Annotated in this window: 21 protein-coding genes; 5 read left to right on the top strand and 16 right to left on the bottom strand. The window is 71.8% G+C overall.

Features of this window, described 5'->3' with window-relative positions:
• Nucleotides 1-149 precede the first annotated feature (149 nt).
• Nucleotides 150-1,103 (bottom strand): Ppx/GppA phosphatase family protein, encoded by a 954-nt coding sequence (locus OU416_RS28695; RefSeq protein WP_270930150.1) that lies wholly within the window; start codon nucleotides 1,101-1,103, stop codon nucleotides 150-152.
• Nucleotides 1,104-1,183: 80 nt separating this feature from the next.
• Nucleotides 1,184-2,854: a lytic transglycosylase domain-containing protein gene (locus OU416_RS28690; protein WP_270930149.1), complete on the bottom strand. Its 1,671-nt coding sequence runs from the start codon at nucleotides 2,852-2,854 to the stop codon at nucleotides 1,184-1,186.
• 230 nt (nucleotides 2,855-3,084) lie between these two features.
• Here OU416_RS28690 and OU416_RS28685 point away from each other — a divergent pair, with 230 nt between their 5' ends.
• A complete protein-coding gene (locus tag OU416_RS28685) occupies nucleotides 3,085-4,698 on the top strand; it encodes an acyl-CoA dehydrogenase family protein (RefSeq protein ID WP_372907214.1) in 1,614 nt (537 codons plus the stop codon).
• Between the two features lie 245 nt (nucleotides 4,699-4,943).
• Here the strand turns inward: OU416_RS28685 and OU416_RS28680 are convergent, their stop codons facing one another.
• From OU416_RS28680 to eno, 3 genes are read right to left on the bottom strand one after another with little or no spacing between them, the layout of a single operon-like run.
• Nucleotides 4,944-5,444: a DUF501 domain-containing protein gene (locus OU416_RS28680; protein WP_270930255.1), complete on the bottom strand. Its 501-nt coding sequence runs from the start codon at nucleotides 5,442-5,444 to the stop codon at nucleotides 4,944-4,946.
• 2 nt (nucleotides 5,445-5,446) lie between these two features.
• Nucleotides 5,447-5,986 carry an FtsB family cell division protein gene (locus OU416_RS28675; RefSeq protein WP_270930148.1) on the bottom strand — a complete coding sequence of 180 codons (540 nt, stop codon included), beginning with the start codon at nucleotides 5,984-5,986 and terminating at the stop codon, nucleotides 5,447-5,449.
• Nucleotides 5,987-5,989: 3 nt separating this feature from the next.
• Nucleotides 5,990-7,276, bottom strand: coding sequence for a phosphopyruvate hydratase (gene eno, locus OU416_RS28670; RefSeq protein WP_270930147.1), 1,287 nt, complete (start codon nucleotides 7,274-7,276; stop codon nucleotides 5,990-5,992).
• A gap of 273 nt (nucleotides 7,277-7,549) precedes the next feature.
• On the opposite strand from eno, the gene OU416_RS28665 reads away from it, so the two are divergent.
• A complete protein-coding gene (locus tag OU416_RS28665) occupies nucleotides 7,550-7,927 on the top strand; it encodes a tetratricopeptide repeat protein (protein ID WP_270930146.1) in 378 nt (125 codons plus the stop codon).
• A gap of 1 nt (nucleotide 7,928) precedes the next feature.
• Here OU416_RS28665 and OU416_RS28660 read toward each other — a convergent pair whose 3' ends face one another.
• From OU416_RS28660 to OU416_RS28630, 7 genes are all read right to left on the bottom strand, one after another.
• Complete coding sequence (locus OU416_RS28660; RefSeq protein ID WP_270930145.1) at nucleotides 7,929-8,288, bottom strand: VOC family protein; 360 nt, start codon at nucleotides 8,286-8,288, stop codon at nucleotides 7,929-7,931.
• A 19-nt stretch (nucleotides 8,289-8,307) separates the two neighbouring features.
• Complete coding sequence (locus tag OU416_RS28655) at nucleotides 8,308-9,135, bottom strand: lytic transglycosylase domain-containing protein (RefSeq protein ID WP_270930144.1); 828 nt, start codon at nucleotides 9,133-9,135, stop codon at nucleotides 8,308-8,310.
• Between the two features lie 51 nt (nucleotides 9,136-9,186).
• Nucleotides 9,187-9,936: a lytic transglycosylase domain-containing protein gene (locus tag OU416_RS28650; protein WP_270930143.1), complete on the bottom strand. Its 750-nt coding sequence runs from the start codon at nucleotides 9,934-9,936 to the stop codon at nucleotides 9,187-9,189.
• Nucleotides 9,937-10,085: 149 nt separating this feature from the next.
• On the bottom strand, nucleotides 10,086-11,096 hold the full coding sequence (locus tag OU416_RS28645) for a MazG family protein (RefSeq protein WP_270930142.1): 1,011 nt from the start codon (nucleotides 11,094-11,096) through the stop codon (nucleotides 10,086-10,088).
• A 62-nt stretch (nucleotides 11,097-11,158) separates the two neighbouring features.
• Nucleotides 11,159-12,088 (bottom strand): SurA N-terminal domain-containing protein, encoded by a 930-nt coding sequence (locus OU416_RS28640; RefSeq protein WP_270930141.1) that lies wholly within the window; start codon nucleotides 12,086-12,088, stop codon nucleotides 11,159-11,161.
• An 88-nt stretch (nucleotides 12,089-12,176) separates the two neighbouring features.
• Nucleotides 12,177-12,701, bottom strand: coding sequence for an AMIN-like domain-containing (lipo)protein (locus OU416_RS28635; protein WP_270930140.1), 525 nt, complete (start codon nucleotides 12,699-12,701; stop codon nucleotides 12,177-12,179).
• A gap of 119 nt (nucleotides 12,702-12,820) precedes the next feature.
• On the bottom strand, nucleotides 12,821-13,471 hold the full coding sequence (locus OU416_RS28630; RefSeq protein ID WP_270930139.1) for a TetR/AcrR family transcriptional regulator: 651 nt from the start codon (nucleotides 13,469-13,471) through the stop codon (nucleotides 12,821-12,823).
• An 89-nt stretch (nucleotides 13,472-13,560) separates the two neighbouring features.
• Between OU416_RS28630 and OU416_RS28625 the strand changes: the two genes are divergently transcribed.
• Both OU416_RS28625 and OU416_RS28620 read left to right on the top strand, forming a co-directional pair.
• The gene (locus OU416_RS28625) at nucleotides 13,561-14,769 is read left to right on the top strand and encodes a cytochrome P450 (RefSeq protein WP_270930138.1); all 1,209 of its coding nucleotides are present in this window, start codon (nucleotides 13,561-13,563) and stop codon (nucleotides 14,767-14,769) included.
• Nucleotides 14,770-14,786: 17 nt separating this feature from the next.
• The gene (locus OU416_RS28620) at nucleotides 14,787-14,981 is read left to right on the top strand and encodes a ferredoxin (RefSeq protein WP_270930137.1); all 195 of its coding nucleotides are present in this window, start codon (nucleotides 14,787-14,789) and stop codon (nucleotides 14,979-14,981) included.
• A gap of 154 nt (nucleotides 14,982-15,135) precedes the next feature.
• On the opposite strand, the gene OU416_RS28615 is transcribed toward OU416_RS28620, so the two are convergent.
• The 3 genes from OU416_RS28615 to OU416_RS28605 form a co-directional block, all read right to left on the bottom strand.
• The gene (locus OU416_RS28615; RefSeq protein ID WP_270930136.1) at nucleotides 15,136-16,827 is read right to left on the bottom strand and encodes a BCCT family transporter; all 1,692 of its coding nucleotides are present in this window, start codon (nucleotides 16,825-16,827) and stop codon (nucleotides 15,136-15,138) included.
• Nucleotides 16,828-17,023: 196 nt separating this feature from the next.
• On the bottom strand, nucleotides 17,024-20,617 hold the full coding sequence (mfd, locus tag OU416_RS28610) for a transcription-repair coupling factor (protein ID WP_270930135.1): 3,594 nt from the start codon (nucleotides 20,615-20,617) through the stop codon (nucleotides 17,024-17,026).
• A 135-nt stretch (nucleotides 20,618-20,752) separates the two neighbouring features.
• Complete coding sequence (locus OU416_RS28605) at nucleotides 20,753-21,169, bottom strand: MarR family winged helix-turn-helix transcriptional regulator (RefSeq protein ID WP_270930134.1); 417 nt, start codon at nucleotides 21,167-21,169, stop codon at nucleotides 20,753-20,755.
• A 101-nt stretch (nucleotides 21,170-21,270) separates the two neighbouring features.
• Here OU416_RS28605 and OU416_RS28600 point away from each other — a divergent pair, with 101 nt between their 5' ends.
• A complete protein-coding gene (locus OU416_RS28600; RefSeq protein WP_270930133.1) occupies nucleotides 21,271-22,185 on the top strand; it encodes an alpha/beta hydrolase in 915 nt (304 codons plus the stop codon).
• A gap of 1 nt (nucleotide 22,186) precedes the next feature.
• Here OU416_RS28600 and OU416_RS28595 read toward each other — a convergent pair whose 3' ends face one another.
• Entirely contained in the window at nucleotides 22,187-22,780 is a 594-nt protein-coding gene (locus tag OU416_RS28595) for a TetR/AcrR family transcriptional regulator (RefSeq protein ID WP_093155753.1), read from the bottom strand.
• Nucleotides 22,781-22,819 lie beyond the last annotated feature (39 nt).

Genomic DNA, 22,819 nt, shown 5'->3' with positions numbered 1-22,819 from the left:
CAGCGGATCATTCACCGCCGCGTCAGACGAGCGTAAACATAAGGGAGAACCAGATCACTCCGGTGCACTGTCACAAATCCGTCACTTTCTGATTCGATTCAGAACAGTTGTCACCCAAAAGATGGAATCTGACTTCCACATGGTGAGAACTAGCTGATAGACAGGGCTATACCGTCGAGGATGTCGTGCTCACTGACAGTAACCCCGGTAATCCCGGCCCGCTCCGCCAATTCCTCCGCGAGAACCTTGATCACCAGCGCACCACCGCCGATGACGTCCACCCTCCCGGGGTGCATCGAACCGATTGCGGAGCGTTCATCGTGCGACATGCCGAGCAGATCTTCGGTGATTCGTTCGACCCGGCTCTGGGAAATACGGGAAAGATGAATTGCCGCCGGGTCGTATTCCGGTAGGTCCTGCGCGATCGCCGACAAGGTGGTCGCAGTTCCGGCGACCCCGACCCAGGTCTTCGCGCCCGAGCAGTCCACCGCGGCGAACGCCTCGTCGAGCACCTGCCGGGCCACCTTCTCCGCCTCCCGCACCTCCTCGTCGGTGGGCGGATCGGTGTGCAGGCAGCGCTCGGTCAGCCGCACGCAGCCCACGTCGGCCGAGTGCGCGGCCGCGATGTCGGCGCGCACGCCGTCCCAGGTGCCGACCACGACCTCGGTGGAACCGCCGCCGACGTCGGTGACCACGAACGGGCCGTCCAGCGGGTCGAGGTCGCCGACCGCGCCGGTGAACGACAGCCGGGCCTCCTCGTCGCCGCTGATCACCTCGGCGTCGACGCCGAGCGTGTCCCGCACCATGGCGAAGAAGTCCTCGCGGTTGGCCGCGTCCCTGGTCGCCGAGGTCGCCACCATGCGGATCCGCTCGACGCCCTTGCGGACGGCGATCGCGGCGTAGTCGGCCAGCGCCGCCCTGGTCCGCTCCAACGCCTCGTCGGCGAGCCGCCCGGTGGCGTCCACGCCCTGGCCGAGGCGGACGATCCGCATCCCGCGGTACACGTCGCGCAGATCGCGCCGACCGTCGTCATGCACCGTCACATCGGCCACCAGCAGCCGGATCGAGTTCGTCCCGCAGTCGATCGCCGCAACCCGTGACATCCGAGTCCTCCTCCGCTTCGCGCAGCCCTGATGTCCACGCTACTTGCCGGGTCCACCGGGCCCGGCAAGCCCTGCGGAGCTCACCGCGGAGGCGTGGGAATTCCCGTTGTGCAGGTCGCGAAGGCCCCCGGGCCGAGCTGGACGAAGACCTCCTGGCCCGGCACCAGGGTGGCCGGATCGGTGGTCCCCGGCGCGATCGAGGTGCCCGGCGCAGGCTGCTCGGCGACGAACTCGCCGCGGCGCAGCACGGCCGGATCGCAAGTGCCCGAGGACTCGACGGGCGGCGGAGCGGGGTCGCCCGTTTCGGGCAACGGCTCGGTGACGGACGGTGGCGGCGGCGCAACGCCGGACGGCGGTGCCAACGGCGGTGCGCCGGGGGTCGGCGGAGCGGTTTCCGATGGTGGGGTTACGGCGGGCGGCACCGGTTTCGCGTCGGGCGGCGGGGTGCCGGGGGCCGGCGGAACGGGCTCCGATGCCGGAGGTGCGGCGGGCGGCACCGGTCCCGCGACGGGCGGCGGGGTGCCGGGGCCGGACGCGGGCGGCGGAGCGCCCGGTTCCGACGGAGCACCGGTTCCAGGCGGCGGTGCGCCGGGTTCGGTTGCGGGTGGCGGGGCTCCGGGAGCGGTCGGCTGCGGCGCGGAGGTGTCGGTGGACGGGGGCGCGGACGGCGACGGGGTCAGGTTCGGCGGAGTCGGCTCCGGGATCGTCGGCGGCGCCACGCTGATCTCACCGGCCTGCGCCACCGGACCACCGGTCGGCGTCGGCATCTCCCCGGACGGAATCGGCGGCTCGCCGGACGGCACGGGCGGCCCGGACGACGGTGCCGGTGGCGCGGGAGGCGCGACGGGTTCGGCGGGCAGGGCCAGCACGGCCGGGCCGTCGGGCAGGCGTTCGCCGGCGAGCACGTCGTCGACCTCCGGCGCCAGCTCCGAGGGCGTCGGCGTCACGCCGTTCGCGTAGGCCGCCGCCCAGACCAGCACCGTGCGCACGTAGCTCTCGGAGTGGTTGTAGCGGAACACCGCCGAGGCCAGCTCGCGCGGCGCGCTCAGGTCACCGCCGCCGCTGCAGAGGTACTGCCCCGCGGCGGCGGCCGCGTCGTGGACGTTGTGCGGGCTGGCGGCACCGTCGGCGTTGCCGTCCACCGCGAACTTCCGCCAGGTCGACGGGATGAACTGCATCGGCCCGACCGCGCGGTCCCACACCGGGTCGCCGTCGAGCGCGCCGCCGTCGGTGTCCGGGATCGCCGCGATCCCGGGACCGCCGGACAACCGCGGGCCGAGGATCGCGCGCACCGTGGTGCCCAGCAGGTCGACGCTGCCGGAACGGGCGTGGCCCGATTCGATGCGGCCGATCGACGCCAGCACCGACCAGTGCAGCCCGCAACCCGGAGCGCTCCGGTTCGCCGCGTCCGCGGCCTGGTGGTAGGCGATCAGCACGGGCGCTGGGATGCCGAGCGGACCGGCGGGCAGGTCGATCGGACGTTCGGCGCCACCGGCCAGCTCGCGCGGATCGCCCGCCTGTCCCAGCAGGTCGGGGCCGGGTTGCGGCGCCTGCGGGAGCTGACCGGTCACGCCCAGCTCGCGCGGATCGGTCCGCTCACCCGGCGGGGCCTGCGGTGCCGCGAGGAAGGAGCTGGACGCTCCGACCAGCGTCACCGGGAGCAGCAGCGCAGGCGTCAGCGCGGTGACCGCGACCCACCTCCGCGCCCGTTGCCTGGCCATCCCGCCGAACAGCGGAGCCGTTTTCCACATGTGCTTCCCGTGGCGCTTGCTGCGAGCCGTCACTAGTCCATCCCCCGACGTGGACCGCGAAAACGAATGGCCTCCTGGATACACCACCAGGTGGACGATCGCCGGATGGCGGGCCGGGAGGTCACCCGGACGGCTGGCCGAATGCCCGACCCGTGCTCCGACTGCTCCGTCCGGGCGGTGCGATCCACCGATTTCCCGCTCGGCGGGCGCGATCTGCCTACGCTCCGGACATGACGCTCACCGACGAGCCGCGCGTGTTCGGCACCCACCAGGTGGCCAACCAGCCACCACCGCTGTCCGGATTCGACCCGCTGGCCTGCGACCCGGCGCTGGGCTCGGCGCTCACCCGCTACGCCGTCGGGGACCTCACCGCGCTGGCCAGGGAGGCCGGGTCGGCGGAGGCGCGCGAGCACGGCAGGCTCGCCAACGAGAACCCGCCGCAGCTGCGCACCCACGACCGCTACGGCAACCGGGTCGACGAGGTGGAGTTCCACCCGTCCTGGCACTGGCTGATGTCGCGCGCCGTCGAGCACGGGCTGCACGCCGCGCCGTGGACGCGCGGGCCCGGCGCGCACCTGCGCCGCGCGGCGGGCTTCTACCTGTGGTCGCAGGTGGAGCCGGGGCACAGCTGCCCGATCTCCATGACGTACTCAGCGGTGCCCGCGCTGCGCTACAACCCCGAGCTGGCCGCCGAGTTCGTGCCGAAGCTCGCCGCGACGGAGTACGACTTCGGGCTGCGGCCGCCGGCGGAGAAGGCGGCGCTGCTGGCCGGCATGTCGATGACCGAGAAGCAGGGCGGCTCGGACGTGCGGGCCAACTCCACGACCGCCGAACCGCTCGCCGACGGCACCTACCGGCTGGTCGGGCACAAGTGGTTCACCTCGGCGCCGATGAACGACCTGTTCCTGACGCTGGCCCAGGCGCCCGGCGGGCTGAGCTGCTTCCTGGTGCCGCGAGTGCTGCCGGACGGCAGCCGCAACGAGATCCGGCTGCAGCGGCTCAAGGACAAGCTGGGCAACAAGGCCAACGCCTCGGCCGAGCTGGAGTACACCGGCGCGATCGGCCACCTGATCGGCGAGGAGGGCCGGGGCGTCCGCTGCATCATCGAGATGGTGTCGATGACCAGGATGGACTGCGTGCTGGGCTCGGCGGCCAACATCCGCGTCGCGCTGTCCGAGGCGGCCCACCACGTGCAGCACCGCAGCGCTTTCGGCGAGCGCCTGGTGGACCTCCCGCTGATGCAGAACGTGCTGGCCGATCTGGCGCTGGAGTCCGAAGCCGCGACGACGCTGGCGATGCGCCTGGCCGCGGCGGTGGAGCAGGGCGAGCACGATCTGCTGCGCCTGGCGCTCCCGGCGGCGAAGTTCTACGTCTGCAAGCGCGCTCCCGCGGTGGTCGCCGAAGCGCTGGAATGCCTGGGCGGCAACGGTTACGTCGAGGAATCCGGCATGCCGCGCCTGTACCGGGAGGCGCCGCTGATGTCGATCTGGGAGGGCTCGGGCAACGTCACCGCCCTGGACCTGCTGCGGGCGCTGGGGAAACAACCGTCCACAAGGGACGCGATCGACGCGGAGCTGGACGCGGCGGCGGGCGCGAACTCGCACTACGACGCGGCTCTGCACCGGCTCCGAGCCGAACTCGACGCCCCGGCTCCGGAACGGGCCCGAGCCCTGGCGGAGCTGCTCGCCCTCGTCCTCCAGGCCTCGCTGCTCCTGCGCTACGCCCCGACCAACGTCGCGGAGTCCTTCGCGGCGACCCGCCTCGGCCCGGCGGCCCGCACCTTCGGCGCGACCCCGATCCCCGGCGCCCGCGCTCTCGTCGACCGCATCGCCCCGGCCCGCTGACGGCGAGGAACGCGACGCGATTTCAGGCTCATACGTCGTGTTCGTGGGGGTGAGAGACCTGATGATCGGCGGTAATAGCGGGGTGGAGTCGGTGGGGTGACGGGGCCGGTTGAGTCATGGGGTCGGTTTTGGGTTCGAAGCGGTAGGTGGTTGCTTTGCGGGGGTACGGAGCGTGCAGTAACGAGGTCGCCAATTTCAAGCGAAATCGACGAAGCTCGGCACCGCTGGGACGGTCGTGAACGCGGTCAGCGGTTGAGGAGGTAGCGGTGCTCCGGCCAGCGCTCGGCGATCAGCTCCAGCGCCTCGTCGCCGAACGGGTTCACCCCGGGGCCCTTGGCCAGGGCGTGGGCGATGTGCACGTGGAGGCACTTGACGCGGTCCGGCATGCCGCCCGCGCTGACCTCGGTGCCGAGGGACTCCAGCGCGTTGCGCTCCGCCAGGTAGGAGTCGTGCGCCCGCTGGTACCGCTCGGCCAGCTCGGCGTCGTCGGCCAGCCGGTCCTGCATCTCCCGCATCAGGCCTTCCGCCTCGAAGGTCGAGGCGTGCGAGACCAGCTGCGGCGCGGTCAAGTAGTACAGCGTCGGGAAGGGGGTGCCGTCCTCCAGCCGCGGCCAGGTCTGCACCACCGTCGGCTCACCGGCCGCGTCGCGGGCCGCGATCGCGTGCAGGCCGCGCGGCGGGCGGCCGAGCTGCCTGCGGATGCATTCCCGGTCGGCGTCGCTGATCGCCGGCGCACCCGAGTTCAACGTCAAGATTCCTTCCCAGTGACCGAATTCCAGAGCTCTTCGTACCACGGCAGGCCGTCGTCGGCGGACTCCGCGGGAGGCGGCGGCGGGGCCGGTGCGGTGGGCACCTGCACGATGTAGGGCGTCTCGCCGGGCCGGACGTACCCGAGCCTGGCCCGCGCCTCGGCCTCCAGCTGGGCCGGGTCCGAGAGCTCTTCCTTGCGCTTCTCCAGATCGCCGACCTGCTGCGTCAGGTCGGCGATCTGCTGCTCCTGCGCGCTCAGGTCGGCGCGCTGGCTCAAGTAGGTGCGCAACGGCACCGAAACGCTCAGCGCCATCACGCAGAACAGCATGGCCAGCCCGGCGGCCCGGCGCGTCGAGGAGAGCTTGAACGCACCACCGGTGCTCGACCTCGGGCGGGGCCGGGACGACGACTGCCGCCCCGGCCGCTTGCCCGAGCTCTTGCCGCCGGCGGCGTTCCGGCGGGCGCGCTCGGCCCGGCGCTGCGCCGGGGTCTCCCCCTGGCTGCGCCTCCGCGGATCCGATGCGCGCCCGACCGGCATGGCTCAGCTCTCCGGGGTGAACCGCGGGAAGGCCAGCTCGCCCGCGTACCGGGCCGCGTCGCCGAGGGCTTCCTCGATGCGCAGCAGCTGGTTGTACTTGGCGACCCGCTCGCTGCGGGCGGGGGCACCGGTCTTGATCTGGCCGCAGCCGGTGGCCACCGCCAGGTCGGCGATCGTGGTGTCCTCGGTCTCGCCGGAGCGGTGGCTCATCATGCTCTTGTAGCCGCACGAGGTCGCCAGGGCGACCGCGTCCAGGGTCTCCGACAGGGTGCCGATCTGGTTGACCTTGACCAGCAGCGCGTTGGCCGCGCCCCGCGCGATGCCGTCGTCCAGGCGCTCCGGGTTGGTGACGAACAGGTCGTCGCCGACCAGCTGCACCTTGTCGCCGACCTGCTCGGTCAGGCTGACCCAGCCGTCCCAGTCGTCCTCGGACAGCGGGTCCTCGATGGAGACCAGCGGGTAGGCGCCGATCAGCTCCTGGTAGTACTCCGCCATCTGCTCGGCGGAGCGCTTGGAGCCCTCGAAGTTGTAGGCGCCCTCGGAGTGGAACTCGGTGGCGGCGACGTCCAGCGCCAGCACGATGTCGCGGCCCAGCTTGTAGCCGGCCTTCTCCACCGCGACCGCGATCAGGTCCAGCGCCTCGCGGTTGTTCGGCAGGTCGGGGGCGAAACCGCCCTCGTCGCCCAGGCCGGTGGCCAGGCCCTTGGCCTTGAGGACCGACTTCAGCGCGTGGTAGGTCTCCGCGCCCCAGCGCAGCGCCTCCGAGAAGGTGTCCGCACCGATCGGCGCGATCATGAACTCCTGGATGTCGACGCCGGTGTCGGCGTGCGCGCCACCGTTGAGGATGTTCATCATCGGCACCGGCAGCACGTGCGCGTTCGGCCCGCCGACGTAGCGGAACAGCTCCAGCCCGGAGGTCTCCGCGGCGGCCTTGGCCGTCGCCAGCGAGACGCCCAGGATCGCGTTGGCGCCCAGCCGGGACTTGTCCGGCGTGCCGTCCAGGTCGACCAGCCGCTGGTCGACGACGCGCTGCTCGGTGGCGTCCAACCCGACCAGTTCCGGCCCGATCTCGTCCAGCACCGCCGCGACCGCGTTCTCCACGCCCTTGCCGCCGTAGCGGCCTGCGTCGCCGTCGCGCAGCTCGACGGCCTCGTGCTCGCCGGTCGAAGCGCCGGACGGGACCGCGGCGCGGCTGAGCGTGCCGTCCTCCAATGCCACCTCGACCTCGACGGTGGGGTTACCGCGGGAGTCCAGGATCTCGCGGGCACCGACCTGCTCGATGATCGCCACGTGTGCTCCTAACCAGCCTTTGAACTATGGACGAAGCGGGCCGCCCCGGCGTTCCCGGGCACGGCGAACCGGCCGAGCGCCCGACGACCGCCTACGAGCCTAACCGGGCCGGTAGCACGGCCGCCGGAGGCTCGCACGCCTGGCGATCGAGCTACCCGTTCCGTCCCCGTCCGGATACCCGCCGTTCGGCTGCCGTTCGCCCGGGCACGACGCCGAAGACCATCCGTACGGAGGTCTCGGAACACCGAATCGATACGTAACGTTGTGCCCGCCATGACGACCGAAGGCACCGTCGAAGCGTTCCGCCGGGCGGAGGAACTGCTGACGCAGCGACGCCCGCTCGAAGCCCTGCGCGTCATCCAACCGGTGCTCGACGTCGATGCCGACAAGCCGAGCGTCCAGCTGCTCCTCGGCCGCGCGTACTTCTTCTCCGCCCAGCTGCGCCGAGCGGAGCGCGCCTTCCTGCGGGTCCTGGAGTTCGACCCGTCGGACCACTACGCGCGCCTGGTCCTGGGCCGGACGCTGCAGCGCCAGGGGCGCCTCGACGAGGCCCGCGCGCAGATCCGGCTGGCCGCGATGATGTGCCCGTCCCCCGCCTACCAGGAAGCCCTGGGCGAGATCAACGCGCACATCGCCACCCGCGACATGTGACTCAGCCGCGGCTCTTGTCGATGACGCAGAACCGGTTGCCCTCGGTGTCGGCGAGCACGACGAAGTCGGGGTCGTCCGGGTAGCTGTCCCACTCGACGAGCTCGGCGCCGAGCTCGACCAGCCGCGCCACCTCGGCGGCCTGCTCCTCGGTGTAGAGGTCCAGGTGGACGCGCGGGTGCTCCTGCACCGGTGTCCCGCTGAGCCCGAGCGCCAGCCCCGGCCCCACCCCGTTCGCGGGCACGAGGACCGTCCAGTCGTCCTGCACCTCGTCGCGGGGCACGTAGTCGAGGGCCCGCCCCCAGAAGGCCGCGGCCCGGCGGACGTCGGACGCTCCCAGCACGATCGTTCCGAGATTCAGCACGCACCGATCGTAGGTGCGGTCAGCGGCGCCGGTTGCCCGCTTCGGCGTAGGACTCGGCCAGGGCGAACACCTTCTGCGCGTACTCCACCGAGTTGTTGTAGGACATCACCCCGGCCCACCAGCCGCCGCCGGTGGTCATGTCGCGGCCGCCCGCGCAGAGGTAGCGGGCGGCGGAGGCCGCGGCATCGTCCATGTTCTGCGGGTCGCCGAGCCCGTCGCCGTTGCCGTCGGTGGCCCACCTGCGCCAGGTCGACGGGATGAACTGCATCGGCCCGACCGCCCGGTCGTGCACCGGGTCGCCGTCGAGCCGGCCGCCGTCGGTGTCCAGGATCTCGCGGATCCCGGGGCCGCCGTTGAGCGGCACGCCGATGATCGGGCTGGACGGACGGCCGTCCTCGCGCAGGATCCGCCCGGCGAAGCGGCCGTGGTTGGACTCCACCCGACCGATGCCCGCCAGCGTCGCCCAGGAGATCCGGCAACCGGGCTGGTGCTGGCGCATCGCCAGGTCGGCGTTGACGTAGGAGACGATCGCGCGCGCCGGGATGTCGACCACGGTCGCGATCTCGTCGGCCCACTGGCGCACCGGGTCCGCGCCCGGTTCGAGCTGCCCCGGGTCCACGCCCGGGATCGCCTCCTGCGGCGGCTCCTCCACCGGCGGCGCGGTCGAACCCGGTTGCACCGGCGCGGGTTCCGGTTCGCGCTCCAGCGGCGGTCCGGCCCAGGGCGCCGACGGGGGCGCGCCGAGGATGTTGACCAGGCCGACCCCGATGACCATCGCGGCCAGCAGCCCGAGCGCGGTGGCCAGCCGTCCGATGGCGGCGAACGCGCCGGTAGTGGTCCTGATCACCCAGACAGGCTACTCAACAGTAGGCCCGGGGATCCAGCCTCCGAACGAGGATCAACGGCCGCTGGCCACGACGGGGACGTCGTGGCTGGACCTGCCGTAGTGGTCCGCCCAGTCCAGGACTTCCTGGCCGTAGCTGCGGCTCTGGTTGTAGGTCAGCAGGGCCTTCCAGAACACGTCCACGTCGCGGAGGTCGCCGCCGCCCGCGCTGCACAGGTAGCGGCCCGCGGCCAGCGCCGCGTCGTCGATGTCCTGCGGGTCGGCCACGCCGTCGCCGTCCGCGTCGACCTGCCACTTCGCCCAGGTGGTGGGGATGAACTGCAGCGGGCCGACCGCCCGGTCCCACACCACGTCGCCGTCGAGCCGGCCGCCGTCGGTGTCCGGGATCCGCTTCACGCCTTCGCTGCCGTCCAGCGGCAGCCCGATGATCGGCTCGCTCGGGCGCCCGGTCACGTCCAGCCGGGCGCCGCCGTGCCTGCCGTGGCTCGATTCGACCGAGCCGATCCCGGCCAGCACCGTCCAGCTGAGCCCGCACTCCGGGAGGCTCTCCTCGATGGACCGCTGCGCGTAGCCGTAGGCCTGCAGCGCGGCGCGCGGGATGTTGAGCTCGTCGGCCAGCGACTCGGACCAGTCGGTGAGCTGGCTCTGCGGTCGCTGCGACGGGGGCAGCGGCGGGCCGCCGGGGGCGAGCAGCTGCACTTCGGGAGGGGCGATGCCGGGATCCGGCGGGGCGGTCGCCGATGGCGGGGCGAACGGCGCCTGCTCCACCACCCGCGGGGAAGCCGGCGGCGCGCACGACGCCACCAGGGTGAGCGCAGGGCATAACAGCAGCCAGAGCCGACGCGACACCAGAGTTCCTCCCTCGCGCACTTCAGGGCGTCGGAGCCAGTAGACCGCCCACCAGTGGATACATCGCCGCGTTCGTCAGCCGACGCGCCAGCGGCCAGTGTGCGTCACGGTTCGGAGCGCACCGCGACCGGGTCAGACAAATCCGACATCAGCTCGCGCCACTCGGCCGCCACGAGCTCCGCGGGCTCCCGGCCGGACTCCCGGGCCCGCCGCTCGGCCGCGCGGATCCGCTCGGCGAAAGCCAGCGCCACCGCGCGCAGTTCGTCCTCCGGATCGCCACCGGCGAGCTTCGCCCGCGCGGCGATGGCGAACAGCGCCTCGCCCGGCGATTCACCGGACGGCAGCGCTTCCGCCGGGATTCCGGCGCGGTCGGCGCGCTGCACCAGCTTGGCCGCGAGCGCCACCGCGGGCTGCGCCAGCGCCACTCCATCCACAATGGACTCGCGCTGCTTCTCCTGCTGCTTCAGCTCTTCCCAGCGGGCGTGCTGCGATTCCGCGTCGAGCAGCGCCGCACCGTCGGCGAACACGTTCGGGTGCCGCGACACGAGCTTGCTGACCAGCCCCGCGGCGACCGCGTCGATGTCGAACGGATCGGCCGCGTCCTCGGCGGCGACCCGCGCGTGGAACAGCACCTGCAGCAGCACGTCGCCGAGCTCCTCGCGAAGCGCCTCCCGATCGCGGTCGGCGATGGCGTCCAGCAGCTCGTAGGTCTCCTCGACGAGGTACTTGCGGAGCGTGTCGTGGTCCTGCTCGGCGTCCCACGGGCAGCCGCCCGGCGAGCGCAGCCGGTCCATCACCGTCACGGCGTCCAGCAGCTCCAGCCCGGCCGGAGCGGGCGCGCCGATCACCCGGGCACCGGCGGCGCGCAGCGCTTCGGCGTCGGCGCAGCCGAGGTCGCCGACGAACAGCACGACCGGCTCACGAGCGGCCCGGTCCAGCAGGTCGGCGGGCGGTTCGGGCGCGCCGAGCGCCTCGCGCGCAGCAGGGGCGAGGCCGGGTTCGGCGAAGACGACGGCGCCGCGGAGCAGCGGCACCGCCGCGGCCGGCACGACTTCACCCAGCCGGTCGTCTACCAGGACGACCGCAGAACCTTCCGCCACCCGCGCCTCGCTCATGCTGCAATTGTCGCAAGACCCGGACACGCCCCGTGGCCGCATCCACCGAGTCGTTGGTCACCTCAGGACTGCTGGGCGGACCCCTGCAGGCGGAAGCCGGTGGTCTCGCCCTCGCTGGGCACCGCCGCCAGGCCCACCGGGTCCCACACGCCGTACCGCGGGCTGAGCTGGATCCCGGCCCGGTCGGCCGTGATGCCGAGCAGGTACGTCCCGAACTGCTGAAGCGCGCCGTCCTCCAGGCCGTTGACCTGCTGCGGCGCGGCGTCGACCTTGCGGTCCTTGATCCGCACGACCAGCCACTGGCTGCTCTGCGGCGTCTGCTCGAAGGCCAGCACGGTGCCGGGCGCGGCGCCGAAGAGCGGCGTGGTCGCCGCCAGCTGGAGGCTCTCCGCCGGGCGCAGCTGCTGATCGATCCCGGCCAGCAGCCCGGCCGCCTTGTCCTCGGCGACCAGCGCCGCGGCCTCCTGGGGGCCGAGCGCCATGCGCCGGGCCTTCTCCTCCGCCTGCCTGCGGGTGCTGGCCTGGGTGAGGTCGAAGGTGACCGACAGCCGGTCGATGTACTTGCGGCCCAGCTCGGCGGTCAGCAGCTGGGTGCGGACCATCTCGCCGGCCTCCTGCGGGCCGTAGATCATGCCCTCGGTGGCCGCCTCCGGCCCGCCCAGCTCGGCGAGCCGCGCCGCGATCTGCTGATCGGTGACGGTCAGCCGCTCATCGCGCGCGGCCTGCTCCAGCAGCTCCTGCCGCACCAGCTGCGAGGCCAGCTGCCGCCCGAGGTCGTCCATCGCGCCCTGCTCCCGCAGCTGCGGCTTGACCTCCGGCTGCCGGTCGAGCACCTCGGTGAACCAGGACTGCACGTCGGTGACCGGGATCCGGGTGTCCCCGACGATCGCGGCGGCACCGGCCTGGCTGGGCCCGGAGCCGCAACCGGCGAGCAGCAGTCCGGCCGCGGCGATCGAAGCGAGAAGGCGCCCATGGCGCGTGCGGAAGCTCACAGCCGCACCCTCTCACGAGATCAACCTCCGGTGAAGGCGCTTTTCGGAGTCCCATCGGTTGATCTCGCGGTCGGGTCGTCCCGGCCGGTCAGGCGGACATGTTGACGATGACCTTCTCGCCCTCGACCTTGACGTCGTAGTCGACGTCGCGGGACAGGCCGATGGTCAGCTCACCGGTGCCGTGGGAGTTGTCGTTCACCACCGCGCTCTTGACCAGGGACTGGCCGAAGGTCTCCGGGCCCGCCATGCGGCGCTCCGGGTCGGCGACCTCGATGCGGATGTGCAGGAACTTGGTGCCGGTCATGCCCTCGACCTTCTCGCCGGAGCCGCCCCAGACCGGCGACTGGCCGTTGAGCTCGTGGTTCATCAGCTTCACGCCGTCGACGCCCGACAGCCCGCTGAAGTCGAAGACCACGCGCTCCTCCTTGCCGTGCACTCCCGCGCGGATGGCCGGCTCGTCCGCGGCGGCCTGGAAACCGCTCGGGGTCCCGGACTGCAGGGACTGGACCTGCGGCGGCGCATCCACGGGCTCCGACTGGACGCCCGCCGAGCAGCCCGTCACCGCCAGCGCGATCGATCCGGCGGCCAGGAACAGCTTGCTGCGCAACAACATCGGTAGAACCTCTCCACCACGGGGAACCTTTTCCACTGAGACGCAACTCGCCGCGCGCGGTTCCCGCCGGAGCGAACTGATCTTCAGCACATCTCGCGGCCCTCCTGGCGAACCGGAGATCAGCCGGAAGTCCTCTGTGGACATGAACCGATCGGTCCTCGGGTGATGGAGCGGAGCGCGTCGGCGAGGCGTTCGCGGTGCTCCTGCAGGACTTCCGGATCCACGCCGCCCGCCGTGATGTCCACCAGCTCGTCGGTCGCCGCGCGCAGCGCCGCGCTCACGGCGGCGGCCTGCATCCGGATTTCGAGCGCGCTGCCCGGAACGCCCAGGCGCTCGGCGAGGACGTCGACGAAGGTGGGTTCCGCGCGCTCCCTCAGCACCAGGTAGGCCGCGCGCAACGCGGGCTCGTCGTGCGTCATGCGGATGACCGCGAGGACCGCTTCGACGTCGGACCACTCGGGCGTCAGCGTGTAAGCGGCGCGCAGGTGCTCGGCCAGCTCCAGTTCGGGCGGCCAGCTGCGCAGCACTTCCTGGAAGGCGTCGAGCGTCTTGGTCAGCAGCGGCTCGACGCAGGCCTCCTTGCTGCGGAACCAGCGCCACAGCGTGCGCTCGGAAACGCCCGCGGCCCGCGCGATCTGCTCGCCGGACGTCGCCGCCACGCCCTGCTCGCGGAACAGCCGCACCGCGTGGCGGGAGATGTCGAGCCGCTGCTGCCCGCGCTGCTCCTCGCTCACCGGCGGCCGCCCGCGACGGGCTGTCCGCTGGACCATCTGCACCTCCAACGGGCGAACGGGCGTTGACACACCCTAGCCGACCCGAACATTATTGGCAGTGTCTGCCAATAAATGCGGGAGGAACCATGAGCGTTGCCGCCGAACGCCTGCAGCTGCCCTTCGAGCGGCCGAACATCCTCGACATCGCCCCGCTGTACGAGGTGCTGCGCCGCACCGCGCCGGTCACCCCGGTGACGACTCCGGCAGGCGACCCCGCGTGGCTGGTCACCCGCTACGACGAGGTCCGGGCGCTGCTCGGCGACAAGCGGCTCGGGCGCTCCCACCCCGAGCCCGAGCGCGCTTCGCGGATCACCACCGCCGCGGTGCAGGACGGGCCCACCGGCAGCTACGAGACCGAGGAGGCCGACCACGCGCGGATGCGCAGGCTGCTCACCCCGGCGTTCTCGGCCAAGCGGATGCGGATGCTCTCCGAGCACGTGCAGGAGCTCGTCGACGGTTACCTGGACCGGCTGATCGCCGAGCACGACGCCGCGCCGGACGGGGTGGTCGACCTGCACGCGGGCCTGGCGTTCCCGCTGCCGGTGGCGGTCATCTGCCGACTGCTGGGCGTGCCGGAGAGCGATCGCGAGCTCTTCCACTCGCTGTCCGAGCGGATGGCCAGCCCGTCGGCGGACGGCGAGGCGCACCGGGCGCGCGAGGAGTTCAGCCGCTACATGGCCGGGCTCGCCAAGGCCAAGCGCGGTGCGCTGGGCGAGGACGTCATCTCCGACCTCGTGCGCGCCCAGAGCGCCGACGAGACCTTCGACTACGCCGAGATGGTCCGGCTCTGCGTCGGGCTGCTCTTCGCCGGGCACGAGACCACGGTCAACCGCATCGGCCTGGGCGTGCTGTTCCTGATGACCCGCCCGGAGCAGTGGGCGGCGCTGACCTCCGACACCGGCCGGGTCGACGCCACCGTCGAGGAGATCATGCGGCTCGGGGCACCCGGTGATCTCGGGCTGCTGCGCTACGCGCACACCGACCTCGACGTCGGCGGCGTCGAGATCCGCGCAGGCGATGCCCTGATCCTGTCGGTCAACGCCGCCAACCGCGACGAGTCCGCCTACGCCGACGCCGAGACCTTCGACCCCGATCGCGCCGAACGCACCCACCTCGGCTTCGGCCACGGGGCACACTTCTGCATCGGAGCCAGTCTCGCCCGCACCGAGCTGCGGATCGTCTTCGCCACCCTCGCCCGGCGCCTGCCCGGGATGCGGCTGGCCGAGAACGCGGACGAGCTGCCGGTGCGCCCCACCATCACCGGAGGCGTCTCAGAGCTCCCGGTGACCTGGTGACCAACGAGGAGGAAGACATGAAGGTGACCGTGGACCAGGACCGGTGCGTCGGATCCGGCCAGTGCGTGCTGACCGCCGAGGCCGTGTTCGACCAGCGCGACGAGGACGGCGTGGTCGTCCTCCTCAACGCGAACCCGCCCGAGCACCTGGCCGACGACGTCCACCAAGCGGCCGCCATATGCCCGGCCGCAGCCATCACCACCGAACCCTGACCAGGCGAAGGGCACCTTTGACCAAATATGCAGGCGAAAGGTGCCCTTCACGCTTCCCTCCCCCGAGTGAGCGCGAGCCGCCGAGCGACGCGGGCTCTCGATCGAGGCGAGGCGAAGGGCACCTTTGACCAAATGTGTTGGCGAAAGGTGCCCTTCACCTGGGCTCGCCGTCGTCCTCGACCGGGCCGACCTCGAGCTGGAAGTCGCCGCCGTGGCGTTCGGTGCCGGCGATGACGGCTTGTTCGAGGACTTGGGCGCCCTTCTCCTCGCGCTGCATCATCGGGTCTTCGCGCAGGTCCTTCATGAGCGCTGTGCAGAGGAGGACCATGACCACCGCGAACGGGGCCGATGCCAGGAAGGTCAGGTTCTGGATGCCGCTGAGGGCGTCCTCGCCGCCCACGATGAGCATGATCGCGGCCACCGCGCCCGTCGCGGCGCCCCAGAAGACCACGATCCAGCGCTTCGGCTCGATGGAACCGCGTTGGGACAGGGTGCCCATCACCACCGACGCCGCGTCCGCGCCGGAGACGAAGAAGATCGCGACCAGCACCATCACCAGGATCGTGGTGACCGTCGACAGCGGCAGCGTCTCCAGCACCCGGAAGGTCTGCGCCTCCTCGCCGCCGCTGCGGAAGACGTCGGTGCCGCGCTGCTGCACGTTGATCGAGCTGCCGCCGAAGATCGCGAACCAGACCAGGCTGACCACGCTGGGCACCAGGATCACGCCGCCGACGAACTGGCGGATGGTGCGGCCGCGGCTGATCCGGGCGATGAACATGCCGACGAACGGCGTCCAGGAGATCCACCAGGCCCAGTAGAAGATCGTCCAGCTGGACAGCCAGTCGTTCATCGCCGCGCCGCCGGTGGCGCCGGATCGCGAGGCCATCTCGCCGAAGTCGCGCAGGTAGACGCCGATGGAGGTGGGCAGCAGGTCGAGGATGAACACCGTCGGGCCGACCACGAACACGAAGACCGCCAGCACCGCGGCCAGCACCATGTTGATGTTGGACAGCCACTGGATGCCCTTGGACACGCCGGACACCGCCGAGGCGATGAAGCACACCGTCAGCACCACGATGATCAGCACCAGCACGGTGTTGCCGACCGCGCCGATCCAGCCGGCCGCCTGCATGCCGCTGCGGATCTGCAGGGTGCCCAGCCCGAGCGAGGCCGCCGAGCCGAACAGCGTCGCGAACAGCGCGAGGATGTCGATCAGCTTGCCGATCGGGCCCTCCGCGCCGCGCTTGCCGATCAACGGCGTGAACACCGCGCTGATCAGCTGCTTGCGGCCGCGGCGGAAGCTGCAGTAGGCGATGGACAGGCCGACCACCGCGTAGATCGCCCACGGGTGCAGCGTCCAGTGGAACAGCGAGGTGGCCATCGCGGTCTCCACCGCCGCGTCGCTGAGCGGCGCGACGGTGCCGGGCGGCGGCTCCACGAAGTGCGCCAGCGGTTCGGCCACGCCGAAGAACATCAGCCCGATGCCCATGCCCGCGCTGAACATCATCGCGATCCACGACACGGTGCGGAACTCGGGTTCCTCGTCGTCCTTGCCGAGCGGGATGGCGCCGTAGCGGCTGAACGCCAGCCACAGCGCGAACACCACGAAGCCGGTGGAGGCGAGCACGAAGCCCCAGCCGATGTTGGTCACCAGCCAGGACAGCAGCGAGCTGGACACCACGGCCAGCGACTCGGTGGAGACCACGCCCCAGCCGACGAAGACCAGCGTGATGACCGCGGTGACGCCGAAGACCAGCAGATCGGTGCGGTGCGCGGCGGCGAAGGCTTCCGGCGACCGCGGGATGTCCGGGCGAGCTTTGTCCGGTTCAGAGGCCTTCCTGGTCATGATCCGCGCCTCCTCGTGACCGATGCGGAGCCGGATCAACGGTCACGCCACCTGCCGATCTCGGCAACTCAGGACCGGTCGCCGCAGCGGCCACCACCGGAGCGAGCTCCGTTTCCGCTGGTAAAGGCCCGTGAGTGGTTTGGGGTGCTATAGCCCCACAAACCACTCACGGGTGCTGAACAGCGGAAACGGAACGTCAGGCGGTGGGGGCCGGGGCCGTGGTGAGGTCCGCGAGGAACTTCTCGCACCACTCCAGGAGGGCGTCGTCGCGCAGCGGCGGGGCGCCCATGCGGCCGCCGGCCGCACCTTCGGTCGGGCGCGGCACCGACACCGTGCGCACCGCCGGCTTGTAGACCGCCTTCGGGTACAGGCGCTTGAGGCGCACCTGCTTGGAGTCCAGCAGTTCCAGCGGCGCCAAGCGCAGCGACGTGCCCTGCAGCGTCACCTCGCGGACACCGTGCTCCCGGCAGCGCTGCCGGAACCGCGCCACCTTCAGCAGCCGCTCCACCGGCTCCGGCAGCGGTCCGTACCGGTCGACCAGCTCGGCGCGCACCGCTTCCAGCGCCTCCTCGTCGGCGGCCGCAGCGAGCTTGCGGTAGGCCTCCAGGCGCAACCGCTCCCCCGGCACGTAGTCGTGCGGGATGTGCGCGTCGAGCGGCAGGTCCACCCGGACGTCGGTGAGCTCCTCCTCCGCCTCGCCGGGCTCGGCGCCCGCGTGCTTGCGGAAGGCGTCGACCGCCTCGCCGACCAGCCGGACGTACAGGTCGAAGCCCACGCCCGCGATGTGCCCGGACTGCTCGGCGCCGAGGATGTTGCCCGCGCCGCGGATCTCCAGGTCCTTCATGGCCACCGCCATGCCCGCGCCCAGCTCGGAGTTCTGCGCGATGGTCGCCAGCCGGTCGTGCGCGGTGTCGGTCAGCGGCTTCTCCAGCGGGTACAGGAAGTAGGCGTAGCCCCGCTCCCGCGCGCGCCCGACCCGGCCGCGCAGCTGGTGCAGCTGGGCGAGGCCGAGCAGGTCGGAGCGGTCCACGATGAGCGTGTTGGCGTTGGAGATGTCCAGGCCGGTCTCCACGATCGTGGTGCACACCAGGACGTCGTGCTCGCGCTCCCAGAACCCCTGGATGATCTTCTCCAGCCGGTCCTCGTTCATCTGCCCGTGCGCGGTGACGATCCGCGCCTCCGGCACCAGCTCGCGCAGCTGCCGCGCCACCTTCTCGATGTCGTGCACCCGGTTGTGCACGAAGAACACCTGGCCGTCGCGCAGCAGCTCGCGGCGGATCGCGGCGGCGACCTGCTTCTGGTCGTAGCCGCCGACGTAGGTGAGGATCGGGTGCCGCTCCTCCGGCGGGGTGAGGATGGTCGACATCTCGCGGATGCCCGCCATGCTCATCTCCAGCGTCCGCGGGATGGGCGTCGCGGACATGGTCAGCACGTCCACGTGCGTGCGGAGGGCCTTGATGTGCTCCTTGTGCTCGACGCCGAAGCGCTGCTCCTCGTCGACGATCACCAGCCCCAGGTCCTTGTAGCGGATGCCGGTCTGCAGCAGCCGGTGGGTGCCGATCACGATGTCGACCTCGCCGTCGGCCAGGCCCTTGACGGTCTGCTCGGACTCCATCGGGTCGGTGAACCGGGACAGGCCCTTGATCTTCACCGGGAACGAGCGCATCCGGTCGGTGAAGGTGTTCAGGTGCTGCTGGGCGAGCAGCGTGGTCGGCACCAGCACGGCGACCTGCTTGCCGTCCTGCACCGCCTTGAACGCCGCGCGCACCGCGATCTCGGTCTTGCCGTAGCCGACGTCGCCGCAGATCACCCGGTCCATCGGCACCGCGCGCTGCATGTCCGCCTTGACCTCGTCGATGGCGGCCAGCTGGTCACCGGTCTCGGTGTAGGGGAAGGCGTCCTCCAGCTCCCGCTGCCACGGGGTGTCCGCGCCGAAGGCGTGGCCGGGCGAGGACTGCCGGGCGGCGTAGAGCTGCACCAGCTCCGCGGCGATCTCCTTGACCGCCTTGCGGGCCTTGGCCTTGGTGTTCTTCCAGTCCGAGCCGCCGAGCTTGTTCAGCGTCGGCGTCTCGCCGCCGACGTAGCGGCTGACCTCGTCGAGCTGGTCGGTGGGCACGAACAGCCGGTCGCCGGGCTGGCCGCGCTTGCTCGCCGCGTACTCCAGCACCAGGTACTCGCGGGTGGCGCCGCCGACGGTGCGCTGCACCATCTCCACGTACTTGCCGATGCCGTGCTGCTCGTGCACCACGAAGTCGCCGGCCTTGAGCGCCAGCGGATCGACCGCGTTGCGCCGCCGCGAGGGCATCCGCCGCATGTCCTTGGTGGACGTCCCGCCGCGACCGCCGGTCAGGTCGGCCTCGGTGAGCACCACCAGCGCGATGCCGGGCGCGGCGAAGCCGTCCTCCAGACCGCCGCGCACCACCGTGACGACGCCGGCTTCGGGCTCGGTCTCCAGCCCGTCCTCGGCCAGCCGCGCGGGCAGCTCGGCCTCGCGCAGCTGCTGGACCGCGCGCTGCGCGGTGCCCGCGCCCGCCACGACCAGCATCGCCGCTCCGCCCGACGCGGTGTGCGCGCGCAGGTCGGCGAAGGCCCGCTCGATCTCGCCGCGATAGGCGTCGACCTGCTTGAGGACCAGCCGGATGACCTCGTCGTCCTCGCCCTCTTCGCTGGTCAGCTGGGTCAGCGGCCACCACGGCAGGCCGATGGACACGGTGTGCTCGGCGACCTCGGCCAGGCTCCGGTAGGCCGACGCGCCGAGGTCGATCGGCGCCTTGCCGCCGTCGGCGGCCACCATCCAGGACGCTTCCAGGAACTCCTGGCCGGTGCGCACCAGGTCCGCGGCGCGCGCGTGGATCTTCTCCGGATCGGCCAGCAGCACGTGCGTGCCGGTCGGCAGCAGATCCGTCAGCAGCTGCATCTCGCCTTCGCACAGCGCCGGGATCAGCGCCTCCATGCCCTCCACCGGCGCACCGCCGGCGATCTTGCCGAGCATCTCCGCGAGGTGGGTGTCGGTCTGGTGCTGCTCGGCGAGCTTCGCGGCGCGCTCCGCGACCTGGTCGCTGATCAGCAGCTCCCGGCAGGCCGGGGCGAACAGCTCGGTGTCCTGCGCGTCCGCCAGCGAGCGCTGGTCGGCCACCGCGAACGGGCGGATCTCGGTGACCTCGTCGCCCCAGAACTCCACCCGCAGCGGGTGCTCCTCGGTCGGCGGGAACACGTCGACGATGCCGCCGCGCACCGCGAACTCACCGCGCTTCTCGACCATGTCGACCCGGTCGTAGGCCAGCGCGGCGAGCCGCTCCACCAGCTCTTCGAAGTCGTGCTCGACGCCGACCGACAACCGCACCGGGCGGAGCTCGCCCAGGCCCGGCGCGATCGGCTGGATCAGGCTGCGCACGGTCGTCACCAGGACCTGGACCTGGCCGTGCGCGTGCTCTTCGGGGTGCGCGAGGCGGCGCAGCACCGACAACCGCCTGCCCACGGTGTCCGCGCGCGGGGAAAGCCGTTCGTGCGGCAGGGTTTCCCAGGACGGGAACACCTCCACGCCGCCCGGCCCGAGCAGGTCGGAGACCGCGGCGGCGGCCTCCTCGGCCTCCCGGCCGGTGGCGGTGACCAGCAGCACCGGACGGTCGGCGCCGTCCGCGGCGGCCAGCGACGCGGCGGTCAGCGAGCGCGCCGCGACCGGGCCCTCCAGGACCAGCCGCGGCCGGCCTGCGGCCTTGACGACCTGCTGGAACGCGGGATCGCGCAGCACGATGTGGAGCAGTCCGCGCAGGGGACCGGCCTGGCTCATGGAGCTACCTCGCAGCAGAGATCGCGAAATGCGGACACACCCCTGCCCGGGACGGAGACGTCACGCCGGGAGGAGCGACGACCCCAGACTACGACTCGCCCCGGACACCGACCCAGCGACCCGACGCCGCGGGAACTACTGCGCGGGCTCGAGCAGCGCCAGGAGGATCCTCCGCAGCTCGGTGCGATCGCGAGGCGCGATCCGGGCCAGCCTGCGGTCGAACTCCGCCGCGAGCGCCACGAGCGCGCGGTCCCGCGCCGCCTCGCCCTCGGCGGTCAGCACGAGCCGGTGCCGCCGCAGGTCCGCGTCGTCGATCTCGCGTCGCACGAACCCCTTCGCGACGAGGCTGCGCACGTAGACCGTCATGCTCGCCTTGGGGATCATCAGCGTCGCCGCGAGCTCGGCCGGGTACGGCGACGCGGCCACCTCGGCGAGCACGAAGAACTCCTTCGTCTCGAGGCCGAGCGCGGCCAGTTCGGCGCTGCAGGCGTTCATCACGACGGTCAGCAGGCGGTGGTTCATCGTCCACAGCTGGGCGGCGTCGACCGGCACGCGACCCCCCTCATCAGGTGGTACAGTTCTGAACTAGTTCAAGAACGTACTAGTGCTCATCTCGGACTATCGGACGAACCTTACGCGGAAGGTGCCGCCAGGTGCTCCAGCACGTCACGATCCCGCGCGGGCCGATCGAGCTCGCGGCCGACCTCCACCTGCCCGACGACATCGACGGCGCCGCACCGCTGCGCGCTGTCGTGCTCTCCACGCCCGGCAGCAGCGTGAAGGAGCAGATCGGCGCGAACTACGCATCCCGCCTCGCCGCCCGCGGAATCGCGGCGCTCGTGTTCGACCCGGCCCACCAGGGGCAGAGCGGCGGCGAGCCCCGCGACCTCGAAGACCCGTACCGCCGCGGCGAGGACATCTCCTACGCGATCGACGAGCTCAGCACGATCCCCGGCATCGACCCGGAGCGCATCGGCGTCCTCGGCATCTGCGCCGGCGGCGGCTACGCGGTGCACACCGCCCGCACGGACCACCGCATCAAGGCGGTCGGCGCGGTCGTCCCGGGCAACATGGGCACGTCGTTCCGCAGCTTCCAGCCGGACGGCCCGGCGGCGGCGCTCGACGCCATGGCCGCCGCGCGCATCGACGAGACCCGCACCGGTGAGCTGACCCGCGTGAACTGGCTGCCCGACACCTCGGAAGACGCCGCCGCGGCCGGGCTGACCGATGTCGACACGACCCAGGCGATCACGTACTACCGCACCGAGCGGGGCCGCAACGAGCACTCGACGAACCGCCGCCTCGCGCGCGGCGACTCGCTGCTCCTCGGCTACGACGCGTACCACCTGGTCGAGCAGCTCCTGACCCAGCCGCTGCAGGTCGTCCTCGCCGGACGCATCGGCAGCACCGGCTCCTACGAATCCGGCATGGAGCTCTGGAAGCGGGCGCCCAACCCGGTCGACCTCATGGTGGTCGAGGGCGCCGGCCACTACGAGATGTACGACGAGCCCGAGCACGTCGACGCCGCCGTCGACCGGCTCGCCGCCTTCTACGCCGACAACCTGTGAGTCACTTGGTGGACAGGCGGGGCTTGTGCTCCAGGTGGGACAGGCCGTTCCAGGCGAGGTTGACCAGGTGCGCGGCCACCTCTTCCTTCTTCGGCTTGTGCGCTTCCAGCCACCACTGGCCGGTCAGCGCCACCATGCCCACCAGCGCCTGGCTGTAGAGCGGGGCCAGCTTCGCGTCGTAGCCGCGGGCGCTGAACTGCAGCGCGAGGATGTGCTCGACCTGGCTGGCGATGTCGTTGAGCAGGCTGGAGAAGGTGCCGCTGTTGCTGGCCACCGGCGAGTCCCGGACCAGCACGCGGAAGCCGTCGGTGTTGTTGTCGATGTAGTCCAGCAGCGCCCGCGCCGCCTGCTCCAGCAGATCCCGCGGGTGGCCCGCCGACAGGGCGGAGACGACCAGGTCCAGCAGGTTGCGCATCTCGCGGTCCACCACGACCGCGTACACGCCTTCCTTCCCGCCGAAGTGCTCGTACACCACGGGCTTGGACACGCCGGCGCGGTGCGCGATCTCCTCGATGGAGGTGCCGTCGAAGCCCTTCTCCGCGAACAACGCGCGGGCCACGTCGAGCAGCTGCTGCCGACGTTCCTTCCCCGTCATCCGGACCCGTGCGGTGCGCCCCGAAGGCTGCGCTCCCGG

It is taken from the genome of Saccharopolyspora indica, assembly GCF_027853965.1.
Classification (GTDB): Bacteria; Actinomycetota; Actinomycetes; order Mycobacteriales; family Pseudonocardiaceae; genus Saccharopolyspora; species Saccharopolyspora indica.
This window is presented reverse-complemented; position numbering and strand designations above follow the sequence as displayed.